We start from the raw sequence: 16,968 nt of genomic DNA, 5'->3' as shown, positions 1-16,968 counted from the left end.
GTTGTCACGCATCGGGGTGGCCGGATCGGTCACCGTTTGGAGGATCGATGTCAGACCTGACCCGCCGCCAAGCCCTCAAGATCGGCGCAGCCGGTGCGGGTGGTGCCCTCCTACCTCTGCCCTGGACGGCCGTGGCCCAAGCGGACTCGGTGGCGCCGCCGCAGGTGCTGGCCGCCGGTGACCTCGCGCTCTGGTACGACGAGTCCGCCGGCACCGACTGGCTCAGGGCGTTGCCGATCGGCAACGGCCGGCTCGGCGCCATGGTCTTCGGCAACGTCGACACGGAACGACTCCAGCTCAACGAGGACACCGTCTGGGCCGGTGGGCCCCACGACCCCAGCAACACCAGAGGCGCGGCGGCGCTGGCGGAGATCCGGCGGCTGGTCAACGCGAACCAGTGGACCCAGGCCCAGGATCTGATCAACCAGACCATGATGGGCAACCCCGGCGGCCAGTTGGCCTACCAGACCGTCGGCAACCTCCGGCTCGCCTTCGGCTCCGCCAGCGGAGCTTCCCAGTACAACCGGACACTGGACCTCACCACCGCCACGGCCACGACGACGTACGTGCTGAACGGCGTTCGTCACCAGCGGGAGGTGTTCGCCAGCGCACCGGACCAGGTCATCGCGATGCGGCTGACCGCCGACCGGACCGGCTCGATCAGCTTCACCGCCACCTTCGACAGCCCGCAGCGCACCACGGTGTCCAGCCCGGACGGCACCACGATCGGCCTCGACGGCGTCTCCGGAAACATGGAGGGCGTCACCGGCGCGGTCCGCTTCCTCGCGCTCGCCAACGCGACAGTCAGCGGCGGCAGCGTGTCCAGCTCCGGCGGCACCCTGCGGGTGACGAACGCCAACAGTGTGACCCTGCTGATCTCCATCGGCTCCAGCTATGTCAACTACCGCAACGTCGGCGGCGACTACCAGGGCATCGCCCGGCAGCGCCTCACCGCCGCGCGGGCCAGCAGCTACGACCAGCTACGCACCCGGCACGTGGCCGACTACCAGGCGCTGTTCGGCCGGGTCACCCTGGACCTGGGCCGCACCTCCGCGGCCGACCAGACGACCGACGTCCGGATCGCCCAGCACAACAGCGTCAACGACCCGCAGTTCTCGGCGCTGCTGTTCCAGTTCGGCCGGTACCTGCTGATCTCGTCCTCGCGGCCCGGCACCCAGCCAGCCAACCTCCAGGGCATCTGGAACGACTCGCTGGCCCCCTCCTGGGACTCGAAGTACACCATCAACGCCAACCTGCCGATGAACTACTGGCCGGCCAACACCACAAACCTGGCCGAGTGCCACAACCCGGTCTTCGACCTGGTCAGAGACCTCGCCGTCACCGGAGCGCGGACCGCCCAGGTGCAGTACGGCGCGGCCAGCGGCTGGGTCACCCACCACAACACCGACGCCTGGCGGGCCACCGCTGTGGTCGACGGCGCGTTCTGGGGCATGTGGCAGACCGGCGGCGCCTGGCTGTCCACGTTGATCTGGGACCACTACCTGTTCAACGGTGACATCGAGTTCCTGCGGACGAACTACCCGGCCATGAAGGGCGCGGCGCAGTTCTTCCTCAACACGCTGGTGACCGAGCCGACCCTCGGGTACCTGGTGACCAACCCGTCGAACTCGCCGGAACTCAGCCACCACGCGAACGCGAGTGTGTGCGCCGGCCCCACGATGGACAACCAGATCCTGCGGGACCTGTTCGACGCCTGCGCCCGCGCGAGCGAGATCCTCGACGTGGACAGCACCTTCCGGGCCCAGGTCCGCGCCACCCGGGACCGGCTCCCTCCCATGAAGGTCGGCTCGCGCGGCAACATCATGGAGTGGCTCTACGACTGGGTGGAGACCGAGCCCAACCACCGGCACATCTCGCACCTGTACGGTCTGGCCCCCAGCAACCAGATCACCAAGCGCGGCACACCGCAGCTGTTCGAGGCGGCCCGGCGGACCCTCGCGCTGCGCGGTGACGACGGCACGGGCTGGTCGCTGGCCTGGAAAATCAACTTCTGGGCTCGGATGGAGGAGGGCAAGCGGGCCCACGACCTGATCCGCTACCTCGCCACCACCGCACGGCTCGCGCCGAACATGTTCGACCTGCACCCGCCGTTCCAGATCGACGGCAACTTCGGTGCCACCGCCGGCATCGCCGAGATGCTGTTGCAGAGCCACGCCGGCGAACTGCACATCCTGCCCGCACTGCCGCCGGCCTGGCCGAGCGGGCGGGTGGCCGGCCTGCGGGGTCGCGGCGGGCACACGGTCAGCATCACGTGGAGCAACGGGCTGGCCAGCGAGGTGCTGCTCCGTCCGGATCGCGCTGGCACCGTCCGCCTGCGCGGTCGGCTCTTCACCGGCACCGTCACGATCGTCGACACCGCCGACGGTACGGCCGCGCGGACCACCCGGATCGAGACCGACCTCATCGAGGCCACCGTGCAGGCCGGGCGCACCTACCGGGCCACCAGTTCGGGGGGCACCACCAGCCCGACGCTTGAGCAGAGCTTCAGCAACGTCGGCATCACCAGCGACAGCAACACAAACGTCGGCAACTTCGACGGCGGCGGGGCCTCGCTCTCCGCGCAGGCCCTGGCCGCGGCCGGGGCCAGCCCGGGAGGCACGGTGAGCCGCAACGGGGTCACCTTCCGCTGGCCCAACGTCAGCTCCGGGGCCGCCGACAACGCCATCGCCTCGGGCCAGACCATCAGCGTGACCGGCACCGGCAGCACGCTCGGCTTCCTGCTGACGGGCACCTACGGCGCCCCGTCGGGCACCGGCACTGTGGTCTACGCCGACGGCACCCGCCAGACGTTCACGCTGAGCACACCCGACTGGTACGGCGGGCCGAGCTCCGCGGGAACCGCCGCGATCGTGTCCGCGTACCAGAACCGGCCCAACAACCAGCGGCAGAACACCGCAGCCTGCATCTACTACGTGGGTGTCGCGTTGCAGAACAAGGCGGTCGCCTCGGTCGTGTTGCCCAACATCAGCGCCGGGCCGGCGGCGAACGTGGTGACCATGCACATCTTCGCCATCGCCATCGGAGGCTGACGGCAACGATTCCTGCTCGGGGGAGCGCGACCGGGCCCGTCCCAATCGGGGACGGGCCCGGTCGCGGCGTCAGGGCGCGATGGGTACGGCTGTGGCGCAGCGGGCGGTCGGCGGTGACCGTCGGTCGCCGCCGACCTGCCGTTAGGGGCCTGCCCGACTAGCGGATGCGCTCGCCCCGGCTCTCGATCCGGAAGTAGTCGAAGGCGACGTCGAGGTCGGTGGAGGTGCCGGCCCTGTTGAAGGCCAGCAGCCCGGCCTTCGTCGGCTCGGCGGTCAACGTCGTGGAGCCGATGTAGCGGTAGACGCGCCCGTCGCGGGAGTAGTAGGCGCGGTAGGTGTCTCCGATCTTGGTGAGTCGGAGCCAGATGGCGCCGTCGGCCCCGACGATCCGCTGGGCGTCCGCGCCGGTGATCTCCACAGTCGACGTCGCGCCGTTCTGTTCACGCAGGAAGACGATGCGGGCCTTGTTGACCGCCGCGGTCGCGTTCCCCATCTCCCAGGCGAGCTTCACGTAGTTGTCGTCGTCGGCGTACCCGAGAACACCGCCCTGTTCGTTGTTGTTCGCCAGCGGGCGGGAGAAGACGATCCGCGACTCCGCGGTCCAGTCACCGTCGACGTCCTGCAGGGCCAGGTTCTTCGCGGTGTTGGTGGTGCCCTGCAGGTCACCCTGCTGCGCGGTGATGACAAGCGACCCGTCGGCCAGACGCCACCGGCTCTCGTCCGGCCGTACCCACTGCCACTGGGAGCCGAGTGCGGCCGAGCCGAACTCGTCGCTGCCCGTGCTTGTGGTGTTCAGATCCACCGTGTAGACCGACGTCGCCGCGCCGTTCGTGACGGTGACCCGAACCTGCCCGGTGGCGCTGCTCGCCTGCTCGACGGCGACGGAGGCGGCGGGATCGGCGGCCTTGGCGGTGACCGTCGGCACGGTCGTGCTGCCGGCCGGCAGGAGGGCGTTGTAGTGCAGCACCGTCGGTGTGAAGGAGGTCAGCGGCGCACCGTCGACGCGCAGGCTGGTCAGCGTCGTGTCGGGCACCAGGTTGAAGACGTAGTTCTTCACCAGCGGGCCGAAGAAGCTCTCCGTCGTGACCTTGACGACCGCCTGCCCGGGTACGCTCACCGCCTGGGAGACGATCTCGTAACGGGCCTTCCGGTCGGCCGTGCGCACCTTCGTGATGGTGGGGGAGCCCCCGGCGCGAACCGGGATGGTGTACGACGTGTCGGACAGGTTGAAGCCGCCGAACTCCCTGCCGTCCACCACGATCTTCGCCGAGAGCGGCGCGTCGTCGACCGGGATGGCCCGCCCGCTGAACTCCTTCCAGTAGTTCACCGACGTGTCCCGCCAGTCGGCGGCGTCCGTCTCGTGGACGGCCAACTTGGCCTGCACCTCCGCGAACCGCCGCGCGTCGATGTCGGTCCGGAGCGTCTCCCAGGTCTCCCGCATCCAGGTCACGTACTGCACGCCCATCTGGTAGCGGTAGACCAGCTCGTCCCAGAACGTTCGGCCGCTGTCCATCCGATGACCCCACGGCACGTGGTGGAACCACATCAGCAGGTTCTCCGGAACCGAGTCGATGTCCCCGTAGCGCCGCTGGAGTCGGGGGAAGTACTGCGCGGCCAGGTTGCTGCCGGTGGGGGAGCGGTCGAAGCCGAGGCCGACGGTGTCGGCCTGGTTGTAGTAGACCGGGCTCCAGTCGTCGCGGCCCGCCCAGTCGGCCGGGTCGGGACGGTAGTGGGCGCCCTCGGCGAACTGGTGGCCGATGCCCAGCGGCGTCTGGTAGCTCACCAGCGCCTCCCACGACCCCATCATCATCTTCCGGATGGTGTCGACGACCCGCCGATCGTTGCCCCAGGTCATCCGCACCCAGTCCGTCGCGATGTCCGCCGAGTCGAGCGTCCAGTCCCACGCCTGACGGCCGAAGGCGAAGAGGTTCGCCTGGGAGAAGTGGTGCCCGGTCAGGTTGTCGGCGTTGCCGAGGTTGGCGACTCCGACGATCGCGGTGTCCCGATGGTGCTGGGCGGACCCGTCGACGATGTTGCCGACCAGGCGCTTCTTGAGCAGCTTCCCGTTCGCGTCGGTCGCGTACGTGTCGGTCTTGAGGATCTCCTCGTACATGGGGCCGAGGTAGGTGAGCATCCAGTTCTGGCCGGTGTACTCCTGCGTGATCTGGAGTTCCAGGGCCTGGTTGGTGTTCTCCATCCGGCCGAACATCGGGTGGATGGGCTCCCGGGCCTGGAAGTCCAGCGGCCCGTTCTTGGTCTGGAGGAACACGTTGTCGGCGAAGCGTCCCCTGGTGCCGTCCGGTTGGACCTCGTCGTCGATCGGCCCGAACTCCAGGTAGGCCCGCTTGAGCCGGTCGTTGTCGACCTCGGCGTTGTAGACGAACGTCCGCCAGTGGACCGTCATCCCGAGTGGTGCGACAGCCGCGCCGATGGCGTTGGCGCCGTCGCCGTGGTCGTATCCGAAGTCCTGTGGCCCGGGCTGGCCCTCCGAGTTGGCCTTCACCGTGAAGCCCATGAAGTCCGGGATGGCGGCCTGGATCTGCTGCGCCCGGCGGTGCCACCAGCCCCGGAAGTCGGCGCCGTACGGATCGAGTTGGCTGTTGGTGAGCGTGTCCGGTGCGAATCGGCTGTCCGTGGGGGCGGTGTAGCGGATCGACAGGCCCAGCTTGATGCCGTACGGGCGCAGGGCGTCGGCGAGGGCCGCCTCCTGCGCGATCCGGGCGCTCGTCAGGTACGCGTTGTCGGCGTTGACGTTGTTGATGGTGATGCCGTTGATGCCGAGAGACGCCAGCGCGCGTGCCACGACGATGTAGCGGTCGAGGATGACGGGCAGGTTGGTGCCGGCGCTCGCTCCGGTCGCCGCGAAGTTGAAGATCGCTCCGCTCTCGCCGTTCAAGCCGCCCAGTCCGGAGGCGTTGTTGCCGGCGTAGAGGCGCTCGGTCTCCCAGTTGTTCAGCAGTCGATGCTTGATCTTGGGTGACTCCGCGACCCGGAGGTGGTCGATGGGCTTCTGCGTCTGCGCCAGCCGCAGGAAGGCGTAGGTCCCGTAGAGCGCGCCGAGGTCGGTGTTGCCGGCGATGACGGTGAACCGGTCCTTGCCGCGCGACAGCGAGCGGACGAGGTAGCCCTCGTCGCCGACCGCGGCCAGGTCGCGGGTCGAGACGAGGCGGCGCACCAACGGCGAGCTTGCCGGCGTGCCGACCACTACCGCACCGTCCGGGATCCGGTCGCCGCTGACCTCCGTCACGGGTGTCGGTCGGTCGAGGAGCCCGCCCAGGCCGCGCACCAGCTCGTCCCGGGCCGCGCCGAGCGTGGTCTCGGCCAGCTTCTCACCGGACCCGGGCGCCATGGCGAGATCCGGCGTGTGCCGGTGGACCTTCGTGGCGTCGGCGTTCTCGACCACGATCCCGGTGATCGTGCGGCGGTAGTCGCGCAGCAGCTTCGGGTCGCTGACCGGCAGGTACCGTAGCCACAGGTCGGAGCCGCTGTAGTCGTCGGGTGAGGGGGCGGCGGTGACGGGTGTCGTGGCGACCGTGAGGGTGGCCGCGACCGTGGCGAGCACCGTGCCCAGCACGATGAGGGTCCGCCGTAGCATGGGCGTCGAGCCTCGGATCATCGCCATCTCCTCGTTCGTGCACTCGGGACGCCGTGCGGCCCGGCGTGCGAGCACGACGACGTCAGCAGATGGATACGTGTCGATGGTGAGCGGCGCGACAATGCTTCGGCAACGAGTTGTCGTTTCTTGTCGCGGCCCGCAGCCTCAGGGCGACTCGGCCGGTGCTGGACCGGGTCGCGGCCCGCCACGGATCAGTCGACGCTCACGGACGTCGGGGACGCGGCGGACCGGGCGGATCCTCAGGCGTAGCGCATAGTCGTGCAGAAGAAGATCCGGTCGATCGAGCGCCCAGGCCTCCGCTGCCGGCCCGACCCGGTACTGCCGCAAGGGCTTGCCCTCGGCGGTCTCGACGTGCGGCGATGTGACCGCCTGCAAGGCCTTCCAGGCCGCGTCGACCAGTGCGTACCTCTTTGGACCGCGACCCCGGTTCGAACATTCGGCCATGATGGCAGACGCCCGACCCTCCCGACCGCCACGGACCGCAGACTATGCGGGCTGTCTCCGCACCCCGCGATGTCGCGACACAACGGTCAGCCAGGGCCGGCCCGTTCGAATCGGGTAGCCTCGCCGGCTGCCTCGTGAAACTGTCGCCGAATGATTCAACCGACTCTACGTACCGCCCGTCTGCTGATGGTTCCCCTCGCGGATCGGCACTTCGAACTGGAGGTCGAGCTCGACTCCGACCCGGAGGTGCTTCGCTACATCACCGGGCGGGCGCGATCCAGGGACGAGGTGGCCACGTCTCACGCGCAGAGGTTGGCGCTGTCCGCCAAGGTGGACGGCCTGGGCTACTGGATGGCGTTCGGGTCCGATGGCGGCGCGCGTGGCACGGTGGCGCCGGAGCATGAGGACCAGGGCGATGTCGTCGGGCTCATGATGCTTCCGCCCGCACACGGCCCCGACCAGCCCGACGATCCGACCGTCGCGGAGTTGGGCTACCGGCTTGCCCGCCGCTGCTGGCGTAGAGGTCTGGCCAGCGAGGCATCCCGGGCCCTGCTGCGGCATGCCTTCGACACGGTCGGACAGAGCCGGGTGATCGCGCAGACCATGACGGTGAACGTCGGATCTCAGGGCGTGATGAAGGCCGTCGGCATGCGGTACGTGCGCACGTACTTCCCTTCTTGGGACGACCCGGTACCAGGAACAGAATCCGGCGAGGTGGAGTATGAAATGACCCGTGAGATGTGGGAGGCGCATCGCGACGCGTACTGAGACGTAGGGCTCGCTGCCGTGGCAGTGACGAGCGACCAGCCGAGAGAATGTGTACGCCCCGAGGATCGAGTTGTTGGAGGAACCCGTAACAGCTGCATTGACCAGGCGTGCGCGAAGTTTCGTCCGCAGCAACGGATATCGTCTCTACAGCGAGATGAGTAGCGACATCCGTGAACACTGGCTTGACCACGGCATCCCGGACGCCGTTGTCGACCGGATGGCAGCGTTCGAAGCCGAGTGGGGCGGCCTGTTGCTACCTCCGGCGCCGCACTATGAGGGTGGCCCGAAGATGTTCCGAAGCGACAGTCCCGAGATGGACTCGGCGGGTGACTGGTGGTTCGCCGCGGGTGACCAGCGGGCCTCCGTGTCGTACGGATTTTTCATCGGTCCTCGTGGAGAGTTCGGCATCGAGGACGGCCGCCGCAGAGTGGTGCTGCACGAGTCCGTCGCCGGTTGGGTCGAGTCCCTGGCATTGGTGTACCGGGCTGGTCATTGGGCCTCCGAGATCACCATGGTGCGGGGCGCAGTGGTCGACGAACTGGATCTGTCGGACTTGGAGCCGTTCCCGGAAGTCGCCGGCGCGTCGGACACCTGGTGGCGCGGCGGCGAGAAGGTGATGGCCATATACCGGGGTAGAGCTCAGCTCTTCAATGACCCCGAACTGCAGGTTGCCGCGGTATATGACGGGATTGTCGAAGCCCCGATCTACCTCGATTACTGAACTCACACGCCCGGTGTAGGTTCGGCACGTGCTGACGGTGTGGGGACTGACGTTGACCTCGGACATTGCGCGGCAGGTCAGGCGGTGGCGGGCCGATGACTACTCATGGCGCGCGATCGCCGCAGCCGCCGACCAGCAGTGGGGCACCGACTCCGGAGGCAACCAACTCTTCGGGAGTGACCTGTGCCGGGAGAGCGCGCGGATGCTCGGTGAGGATCCGGATGCCGATCCCTGGCACTGATCGTCGGCGACCGCAGGCGACACGGGCACGGCGCCGCATTCGGCGTCGCCGGTGTTCTGCTCGCTGAACTCGGTCACGGAAAGCGCCTGGTCCACCCAGCCGGCACCGCCGGGTCGGGTGCGGGCTGTTGACGTACCCACGGTCGGGCGCGACCCGCGCTCCGACGGGCGGCCGTCGAGTGGCGGACCACGAGGCGGACCGGAAGGACCATCGGCCGACCGGTGTGCCCGGGTGCCCCCTCGATCATCGTGAGCAGGTGTCGGGTCGCGGCCGAGCCCTCCGCGTAGAGGGGTGCCGCGACAGTGGTCAGCCCGGGTGTGACGAGGTCGGCCGCGACGATGTTGTCGAAACCCACGATGCTGACGTCGCCCGGAATGTCGACGCCCCGCCGGCCGAGACCGCGGATGAGGCCGATCGCCATCTGGTCGTTGAAGGCGAGGACGGCGGTTGCCGGCCGAGCGCACAACTCCTCGGCGGCCCGCTCGCCGCCCGCGATGGTGGGGCTGAAGGGGCCGATCTGGCGTACCTTGATCTCCAGCTCCATGCCGGCCTCCAGCAGCGACCGCCAGCGGATGCCGTTCGGCCAGGAGGCCTCCGGCCCGGCGACGTACGTGATGTGGTCGTGCCCCAGCTCGCCGAGGTGTTCGACGGCCCGCCGCACACCCCGGGGGTTGTCCGTCACCAGGCAGGGCACGTCGGCGATGGCGCGGTTGAGGACGACCACCGGCCGCTGCTTGGCGAACATCCGGATGGCCGAGTCGGACATCCGGCTGCTGGCCAGCACGATGCCGTCGACTGTCGGCATGGTGCGTTCGATCGCCGCCCGTTCCCGGCGGTCGGACTCCTGGGCGTCGATGAGCACTGTGGTGTATTCGCCGTCGGTCGCCGCCTCCTGCGCGCCGCGCACGATCTCGGCGTACACCGGGTTGGTGATGTCGGCGATGACGAGCGCGATCATGTGGGTGCGTGCCGTGCTGAGGGTGCGAGCGAGGGGGTTGGTCCGATAGCCCAGCCGTTCCGCGACCTGCCGGACCCGTTCGGCGGTCTCGGAGTTGACGCGGCTCGGCCTGGAGAAGGCGCGCGACACCGTGGACGGTGAGACGTCGGCCTCGATCGCGACGTCGTAGATCGTGACCCTCTTGTCGGGCGGCCTGGTGTGGTCGGGCATCTGCATGCTCCTCCCGGCTACGCGCCGTGATCATGCTATGACGGCGGTGAGTACTCGGCAATGCCCTAGCAACAAACCCGGTGCCGTCAACGCATTCGCGCGAGGCAATACATGGCAACCCATTGCCGTCGCGCCACGCCGGCTGCCTGAATCAGCGGGGGATGACACCTGGCGGAGGGAACAGCTCATGGGTATGACGCGGCGCGGCGCTCTCCTGGTCACGGCATCGTCGGTCATCGTGGGCGCGGTCGGGTGCGGAGCACCGGACGGTCCCGGCAAGGCCACCGGGGACACCACGGGCGAGGTGCCGCAGCGGCCCGGTCGAGCCGTGACACTCAACGTCCTCGACGTCGCCGGCAACCTGCAGCTCACCCAGGGGATGATCGACGACTTCGTCGCCAAGAACCCCGACATGATCTCCCGGGTGACCTATTCGAAGGCGCCGGCACCGGAGCTGGCCGGCAAGATCAAGGCACAGCAGGGCGCGGACCGGGTGGACATCGGTCTCGTGCTGACCGGCGTCGACGGGCTGGCGGCAGGGATCGAACAGGGGCTCTGGCTCGACCTGTTGCCGACGTTCCAGGACCGCCTCGGCGGCATGGGGAACTACCTGCAACCGGCCGCCGCGATGCAGCAGCTCGCCGGCAACGCCGGCGTCACTGTCACCTACTACCCGTCCGGCCCGCTGCTCGAATATCTGCCGGCCCGCCTGGCCGCGCCGCCGACAAGCGCGCCGGCCCTGCTCGCCTGGGCCAAGGCCAATCCCAAGAAGTTCCAGTACGCCCGGCCGGCGAACTCCGGCCCCGGTCGGACGTTCCTGATGGGGCTGCCCTACATCCTGGGCGACACCAACCCCAAGGACCCCACCACGGGGTGGGACAAGACGTGGGCGTTCCTCAAGGAGCTGGGCCAGTACGTGGACTACTACCCGTCCGGCACCACCGAGACGATGAAGAACCTCGCCAACGGCACGGCTCACCTGATCGTCAGCACGACCGGCTGGGACATCAACCCCCGCGTGCTGGGCACGGTGCCGAAGGAGGCCAGGATCGCCACGATCGACGGCTTCCACTGGGTCACCGACGCGCACTACGCCGTGCTGCCCAAGGGCGTCTCGACCGACACCCAGGCGGCGGTGCTGGCCCTGCTGGCGTTCATGCTCACCCCCGAGCAACAGGCCAAGGCGTACGACGAGGGCTACTTCTACCCGGGCCCGGCCGTGAAGGACGTCGGGCTCGCCTCGGCGCCGCAGAAGAGCCAGGACGCGATCCGGGAGTTCGGCCGCCCCGAGTACGAGGCGCTGATCGCCGGAAACCCGACCGAGGTGCCGCTGGACGCGAAGAGCCTCGTGGCGGCGTTCAACCGCTGGGACCGCGAGATCGGCGGCGGGAAGGTCAAGCAGGGATGAGTGCCTTCTCCCACCTGCGCCTGGACGGGGTGTCCCGTCGGTTCGGCGGGCAGGACGCGCTCACCGAGCTGGACCTCACCATCGAGACGGGCGAGTTCATCGCCCTGCTCGGCCCGTCCGGCTGCGGCAAGTCGACGGCCCTGAACTGCCTGGCCGGGCTGCTGCCGTTGACCCGGGGGAGCATCTGGCAGGACGAGCGGCGGATCGACACGCTGCCACCGGAGCGCCGGGGGTTCGGCATGGTGTTCCAGAGCTACGCCCTCTTCCCGCACCTGACAGTGCGGGCGAACATCGCCTTCGGGCTGCGCATGCGGCGGCTGCCCAAGGAGGAGGTGCGCCGGCGGACGGCCGAGGCGGTGCGGCTGGTGCGGCTCGAGGACCACGTCGACAAGCTGCCCGGTCAGCTGTCCGGTGGTCAGCAGCAACGCGTCGCCATCGCCCGCGCCGTCGTGTTCGAGCCGTCGCTGGTGTTGATGGACGAGCCGTTGAGCAACCTCGACGCCAAACTGCGGCTGGAGATGCGTACCGAGATTCGCCGGCTGCACCAGTCGCTGGGGCTCACCACCGTCTACGTCACGCACGACCAGGAGGAAGCGCTCTCCCTGGCCGACCGGCTGGTGGTGCTGCGCGAGGGGCGGGTGCAGCAGATCGGCTCACCGCGCGAGTTGCACACCCGGCCGGCGAACTGGCACGTCGCCGACTTCATGGGCTACCGCAACCTGTGGCGGGGCCGGGTGGTGCGGCGCGACGGCACCAGGGCCACCGTCGAGTCGTCGGGTCAACGCCTGCTCGGCGAGGCCGTCAGCGACCTCGCCGACGGCGCTGACGTGGTGGTCGCGGTACGCCCCGAGGACATCCGCGTCGACGGGGCCGGGGGGACCTCGAACGCCCTGTCGGCGACCATCGAGGTGGTGGAATACCAGGGCCGCGAGTTGGCGGGCGAGGCTCGTACCGACACGGGCCAGTCGCTGCACCTGCGTACCGAGCAGCGGATCGCCCCCGGTGACCAGGTCAAACTCGCCATCGATCCGCAGCGGCTGCTGGTCTATCCCGCCGGTGCGACAGCCGAACTCTCGGTGGCGACCCGGTGACCGCCGCCGGGCCGGGCCGACCGTTGGCGCACTGGCAACACCGTCTCGCCGAACGGGGCATCGATCGCCAGCTCTTCCTGTTGGTCCCGGCGCTGGTCTTCGTCATCGCCCTGTTCCTCTATCCGTTCTTCTACGGGTTGACGCTCTCGTTCCAGCCGACAGAAGGCGGGCCGTTCAGCGACTACGCCCGGTTCTTCTCCGACGCCTACGAGCGGGGCACGATCTGGATCACGCTGCGGATCGCACTGCCCGCCGCGCTCCTGAACGTCGTCGCCGCCGTGCCGATCGCCTACCGGATGCGCGGCCGGTTCCGGGGCAAGCGGCTGGTCACCACGCTGCTGGTCGTGCCGATCACGCTCGGCACCGTCCTCACCGCCCAGGGGCTGCTGAACTTCCTCGGCCCGACCGGTTGGTTCAACCGGATCCTGCTCGCCACGCACCTCGTCGACGAGCCGGTACGACTGACCCACAACTACTGGGGGGTGTTCTTCTCGCTGGTGATCACCGGCTTTCCGTTCGCCTTCCTGCTGGTGCTCTCCTACCTCTCCGGGATCGACCCCACCCTGGAACGGGCCGCCGCGACGTTGGGGGCGGACTGGCGTCGCCGGTTCACCCGGATCACCCTCCCGCTGCTGATGCCGGGCCTGGCCACGACCTTCTGCCTGACGTTCGTGTTGGCGTTCAGCGTGTTCCCGTCGGCCGTCCTGGTCGGCAACCCGGCCGGTGAGACGCGGGTCATCTCCCTCGCCGCCTACCAGGCGGCGTACGAGCAGTACGACTACCCGTACGCGTCGGCGATCGCCATGGTCATGGGCTTCGTCGAGTTGGTCGTCATCGCGGTGGTCCTGGCCGCGCGCAGTCGTTTCTACACCGGCGCCACCGGAGGCAAGGGCTGATGGCTTCGCTCACCCAGGCGCCACCGGCGCGACCCCCCGTCACCGACGACAGGCGTCGGCGCGTCAGCGCCCGCCCGGCCGCCTGGGTCGTGTGGGGTGTGGTCATCTTCTTCTTCCTCAACCTGCTGGGCGTCGTGGCGTCGGTGCTGGTCAGCTCGTTCGGCAAGCGCTGGTTCGACACCTGGCTGCCGGACGGCTACACGACGAGCTGGTACGGCCGGGCCTGGGACGAGTTCGCCCTTTTGCAGGTCATCGTCGTGACACTTGAGGTCTCCGTGCTCGTCGTGGGCCTCTCGCTGCTGATCGGTGTGCCGGCCGCCTACGTCCTCGCGCGGCGGTCCTTCCCCGGCAAGCGCCTGATCTTCCTCGTGTTCCTGCTGCCCATCCTCATGCCCCCGATCACGTACGGCATCCCGCTGGCGACGGTCCTCTACAAGTTCGGGCTGGCCGGAAACATGTCCGGGGTCGTGCTCGCCAACCTCGTACCATCGGTGCCCTTCGTCATCCTGACCATGACCCCGTTCATCGAGCAGATCGACCCGCGGATCGAGAGCGCCGCGCGCATGTGCGGCGCGGGTCTGCGCACGGTGTTCCTGCGAGTCCTCACGCCGTTGCTCGTGCCGGGCATCCTCGCCTCCGCGATCCTCGTTCTCGTCCGGACCGTCGGCATGTTCGAGCTGACCTTCCTGACCGCGGGCCCCGACTCGCAGACCCTCGTCGTGGCGCTCTACTACTCGATGTCCGCGTCCGGCATCAGGGCGCAGCAGTCGGTGGACGCCATGGCGGTCATCTACACCTCGATGATGCTCGTCCTGCTCGTCGTCGCACTGCGCTACGTGAACCCGACCCAGCTCGTGGCCCAGGTGAAGGAGGATCCCGAGCACTGACGCCCGGCGACCGGCCTGGTCAACCGCCCACCACGTCCCGGGACGGCGTGGTGGCCTGCCGGCCAACGCCCGGGACGGCCGCGACCTCGTCGAGGATCTCGCCCATGCGGCCCACGACCGTGCGGAGCGCGGGCATCTTCACGCGCAGGCCGCGATAGGTCGTGGCAAGGGCCGGGTCGACCGGGACCGGCTCGGTGCGGCCGCCCTCGGGATCGAGCACTGTGACGGCCCCCTTCAGGTTGGCGGCGAGGCCGATCGCGAAGAGCCCGAGCGCGGCAGCGCCGAGGGCGGCGTCATCGTCCTCGCCCGCCACCTGGGTCGGACAGTCCAGGACCGCGGCCATCACCGCACGCCACAGCGGATGACGAAAGGCGCCACCGGTCAGCCGGACACTGCTGATCGGTGTCAGCTCGGCCAGGCGGTCGCGGACGCCGCCGAGGTGCAGGCACACCCCCTCCAGCGCGGCGCGCACCAGGTGACCTCGGGAGTGCTCGCTCCGCAAGCCCAGGTACGCGCCCGGCGGGCCGGAATCCACAGCCGGTGCCCGGTCGGCCAGCAGATAGGGCAGCATCACCAGTCCGTCGCTGCCCGGGGCGATCCGTTCGGCGAGAGCCAGGAGCGCGGGTGCCGCGTGGTCCGTCTCGGACGCCGGCTCAAGATCGGGCGCGAGGACGCTACCGGCCCACCGCACGACGTTGCCGCCGTTGTCGACAGTCCCGCCGATGACCCACGCGTCCTCGGTCAGCGCAGCGCAGGAGAAGGTCTCCGCCGGGTCGACGAGCGGAGCCGCGACGACCGTCCGCAGGGCCCCGGTGGCCGCGAGCGTCAGACCGGCGACGGTGCTGTCGATCGCCGCCATACCCAGGCTGCTCGACGGACCGTCACCCGCGCCCACCACGACAGGTGTGCCGGACGGCAGGCCGACTGCCCGCCCGGCCGCCGACGAGAGCCGCAACACGCCAGTCGTGGGCAGGACCGGCGGCAGTTGGCTGTCGGACACCCCGACGAGGTCGAGTACGGCCGCGCTCCACACCCGCCGATGGACGTCGAACATGCCGGTGCCGGACGCCGACGACAGTTCGGTCACCAACGTCCCGGTCAGCCGATGGACCAGGTAGTCCTTCAGGCCGATCCACCACCGAGTCCCGGTGCAGAGGTACGGCTCGTGGCGGGCGAACCAGATGAGCTTGCAGAGCGGGCTTCCGGGGTGCACGGGCGTACCGGTGACCCGGTGCAGCTCCCGGCTCTGGCCGGAGACCCGCAGGTCGCGGGCCACCTCCGCGGACCGCGTGTCACGCCCGGTCAGCAGCGGCGTCACCGGGCTCAGTGTCGCGTCCAGCCCGATCACGCCGTACCTGGGGGAGCTGACCGCGAGGGCGACGACCTCCGCCCCGGCGGTGTCGGCGACACACGCGGACACCGCCGCCAGGGTGGCCGCCACCAGCACGTCGGGGTCCTGTACCTGCCAGCCGGGCAGCGGTTGCAGCAGCGGGTACGCCCGCGTCCGGACGTGTCGGGCGGAGCCGTCCAGCGCGAACGCGCCCACCCGCACGGCGGTGGTGCCCACGTCGACCCCGAGGATGACACGACGCTCCGGCCCCATGGGCACATGGTCAAGCGGTGTTCGGCGGGTGGGCAAGCGGTTGCGCGCAGTTGTCGTGTCGTCGTGGGAGCCGTCGTCGGTCGACATCCGGGCGCGCTGGTGCTGCCTGCCGTTGCCGATGTGGGTAGATCCTGGACACTTTCCGTCCGGTCTGGACGAAAAGTGTCCAAGATCTCCAGAGATCAGTGGGCGCGTCACCAGAACGGGGCTGCGGTCGTGGTGTTCGTCGATCCGCTGGTTTTCGCCCCACGTCGGGGCGCGAGTGGTGACAGGATCGTCGGCATGCCTGCTCGCGCACTGAGCTTCGGGATGGTCGCGGAACAGTACGAACGGTACCGACCGGGGTACCCTGCCGAGCTGGTCGACCTGGTGCTGACGTACGCGGGTCGGCCGATTCGAACGGCCCTGGAGATCGGCGCCGGAACGGGCAAGGCGACCCGGCTGTTCGCCGGAGCGGGGGTCACGGTCACCGCGACCGAGCCGGACGGGGCCATGCTCGCTGAGCTGCGCAAGCACGTGCCAGCCGGCGTCGAGACCGTGCGGGCCGCGTTCGAGGCCCTCCGGCCGGGCCCGAAATACGACCTGGTCTACGCGGCGGCGGCACTGCACTGGACCACACCGGAGGGTCGGTGGTCACGGGTGGCCGCGCTGCTGGAACCAGGCGGCGTGTTCGCCTCGTTCGGCGGGCCCACCCAGCTGGCCGATCCGGCGGTGGCGGACGCCGTCCGCGCCGCCAGGGCACCCTTCCTGACGAGCGACGAGATCCCGTCTCCCGACGGCACGCCCCCGGGGCAGGCCATGCAGTGGCCCGGCACGGAACTCCAACGCTGCGAATGGTTCGTCGACGTCCAGCTGACCGTGATCAAGCGTCGCCTGACGGTGAGTGCGCGCGACTACGTCGGACATCTGTCGACGATCTCGGCGTATCTCACCCTGCCGACCTCACAGCGGGAGCAGGTCCTCAGCCAGATCGAGCAGATCCTGCCCCAGCGGGTCGAGCTTTCCGCCGACATCATCGTGCATCTCGCCAGTCGACGCCCCGATCAGTAACGGCCGGGGGCGCGCCAGGTTGATC

At 69.4% G+C, this 16,968-nt stretch carries 12 protein-coding genes; 9 read left to right on the top strand and 3 right to left on the bottom strand.

All coding sequences use genetic code 11. The features are described from left to right. Nucleotides 1-47: 47 nt before the first annotated feature. Nucleotides 48-3,050: a glycoside hydrolase family 95 protein gene (locus AB0F61_RS19690; RefSeq protein ID WP_357811601.1), complete on the top strand. Its 3,003-nt coding sequence runs from the start codon at nt 48-50 to the stop codon at nt 3,048-3,050. Nucleotides 3,051-3,207: 157 nt separating this feature from the next. On the opposite strand, the gene AB0F61_RS19685 is transcribed toward AB0F61_RS19690, so the two are convergent. Continuing rightward, complete coding sequence (locus AB0F61_RS19685) at nt 3,208-6,666, bottom strand: alpha-glucuronidase family glycosyl hydrolase (protein ID WP_357811599.1); 3,459 nt, start codon at nt 6,664-6,666, stop codon at nt 3,208-3,210. 594 nt (nt 6,667-7,260) lie between these two features. Here AB0F61_RS19685 and AB0F61_RS19680 point away from each other — a divergent pair. The 3 genes from AB0F61_RS19680 to AB0F61_RS19670 all read left to right on the top strand — a co-directional run bounded on the left by AB0F61_RS19680 (nt 7,261) and on the right by AB0F61_RS19670 (nt 8,840). Continuing rightward, on the top strand, nt 7,261-7,878 hold the full coding sequence (locus tag AB0F61_RS19680) for a GNAT family N-acetyltransferase (RefSeq protein ID WP_357811597.1): 618 nt from the start codon (nt 7,261-7,263) through the stop codon (nt 7,876-7,878). A 154-nt stretch (nt 7,879-8,032) separates the two neighbouring features. Then, nucleotides 8,033-8,599, top strand: coding sequence for a hypothetical protein (locus tag AB0F61_RS19675; protein WP_357811595.1), 567 nt, complete (start codon nt 8,033-8,035; stop codon nt 8,597-8,599). A gap of 28 nt (nt 8,600-8,627) precedes the next feature. Further along, on the top strand, nt 8,628-8,840 hold the full coding sequence (locus AB0F61_RS19670; protein ID WP_357811593.1) for a hypothetical protein: 213 nt from the start codon (nt 8,628-8,630) through the stop codon (nt 8,838-8,840). 73 nt (nt 8,841-8,913) lie between these two features. On the opposite strand, the gene AB0F61_RS19665 is transcribed toward AB0F61_RS19670, so the two are convergent. Continuing rightward, a complete protein-coding gene (locus AB0F61_RS19665; RefSeq protein ID WP_357811591.1) occupies nt 8,914-10,008 on the bottom strand; it encodes a LacI family DNA-binding transcriptional regulator in 1,095 nt (364 codons plus the stop codon). A gap of 187 nt (nt 10,009-10,195) precedes the next feature. On the opposite strand from AB0F61_RS19665, the gene AB0F61_RS19660 reads away from it, so the two are divergent. The 4 genes from AB0F61_RS19660 to AB0F61_RS19645 are packed head-to-tail and all read left to right on the top strand — an operon-like array spanning nt 10,196 to nt 14,290. Beyond that, nucleotides 10,196-11,416 carry an extracellular solute-binding protein gene (locus AB0F61_RS19660; RefSeq protein ID WP_357811589.1) on the top strand — a complete coding sequence of 407 codons (1,221 nt, stop codon included), beginning with the start codon at nt 10,196-10,198 and terminating at the stop codon, nt 11,414-11,416. Continuing rightward, nucleotides 11,413-12,507, top strand: coding sequence for an ABC transporter ATP-binding protein (locus tag AB0F61_RS19655; protein WP_357811587.1), 1,095 nt, complete (start codon nt 11,413-11,415; stop codon nt 12,505-12,507). Before AB0F61_RS19660 ends, AB0F61_RS19655 begins: the two co-directional genes overlap by 4 nt. Continuing rightward, the gene (locus AB0F61_RS19650; protein ID WP_357811585.1) at nt 12,504-13,403 is read left to right on the top strand and encodes an ABC transporter permease; all 900 of its coding nucleotides are present in this window, start codon (nt 12,504-12,506) and stop codon (nt 13,401-13,403) included. Before AB0F61_RS19655 ends, AB0F61_RS19650 begins: the two co-directional genes overlap by 4 nt. Beyond that, nucleotides 13,403-14,290, top strand: a complete 888-nt coding sequence (locus tag AB0F61_RS19645; RefSeq protein ID WP_357811582.1) for an ABC transporter permease — start codon at nt 13,403-13,405, stop codon at nt 14,288-14,290. The genes AB0F61_RS19650 and AB0F61_RS19645 overlap by 1 nt, the downstream gene beginning before the upstream one ends. A gap of 19 nt (nt 14,291-14,309) precedes the next feature. On the opposite strand, the gene AB0F61_RS19640 is transcribed toward AB0F61_RS19645, so the two are convergent. Next, the gene (locus tag AB0F61_RS19640; RefSeq protein ID WP_357811580.1) at nt 14,310-15,893 is read right to left on the bottom strand and encodes a gluconokinase; all 1,584 of its coding nucleotides are present in this window, start codon (nt 15,891-15,893) and stop codon (nt 14,310-14,312) included. Nucleotides 15,894-15,956: 63 nt separating this feature from the next. Here AB0F61_RS19640 and AB0F61_RS19635 point away from each other — a divergent pair, with 63 nt between their 5' ends. Then, nucleotides 15,957-16,943, top strand: a complete 987-nt coding sequence (locus tag AB0F61_RS19635; RefSeq protein WP_357811578.1) for a class I SAM-dependent methyltransferase — start codon at nt 15,957-15,959, stop codon at nt 16,941-16,943. Nucleotides 16,944-16,968: the final 25 nt, after the last annotated feature.

It is taken from the genome of Micromonospora sp. NPDC023888 (assembly GCF_040639415.1).
Classification (GTDB): domain Bacteria; phylum Actinomycetota; class Actinomycetes; order Mycobacteriales; family Micromonosporaceae; genus Micromonospora.
Note: the sequence above shows the minus strand (reverse complement) of the source record. Positions and strands in the feature narration are given on the sequence as shown.

Excerpts from the sequence above, each read along its gene's own strand:
- AB0F61_RS19690 (WP_357811601.1), top strand. The coding sequence starts at position 48 with ATGTCAGACCTGACCCGCCGCCAAGCCCTCAAGATCGGCGCAGCCGGT.
- AB0F61_RS19685 (WP_357811599.1), bottom strand. The coding sequence starts at position 6,666 with ATGATCCGAGGCTCGACGCCCATGCTACGGCGGACCCTCATCGTGCTG.
- AB0F61_RS19680 (WP_357811597.1), top strand. The coding sequence starts at position 7,261 with ATGATTCAACCGACTCTACGTACCGCCCGTCTGCTGATGGTTCCCCTC.
- AB0F61_RS19675 (WP_357811595.1), top strand. The coding sequence starts at position 8,033 with ATGAGTAGCGACATCCGTGAACACTGGCTTGACCACGGCATCCCGGAC.
- AB0F61_RS19665 (WP_357811591.1), bottom strand. The coding sequence starts at position 10,008 with ATGCCCGACCACACCAGGCCGCCCGACAAGAGGGTCACGATCTACGAC.
- AB0F61_RS19660 (WP_357811589.1), top strand. The coding sequence starts at position 10,196 with ATGGGTATGACGCGGCGCGGCGCTCTCCTGGTCACGGCATCGTCGGTC.
- AB0F61_RS19655 (WP_357811587.1), top strand. The coding sequence starts at position 11,413 with ATGAGTGCCTTCTCCCACCTGCGCCTGGACGGGGTGTCCCGTCGGTTC.
- AB0F61_RS19645 (WP_357811582.1), top strand. The coding sequence starts at position 13,403 with ATGGCTTCGCTCACCCAGGCGCCACCGGCGCGACCCCCCGTCACCGAC.
- AB0F61_RS19640 (WP_357811580.1), bottom strand. The coding sequence starts at position 15,893 with ATGGGGCCGGAGCGTCGTGTCATCCTCGGGGTCGACGTGGGCACCACC.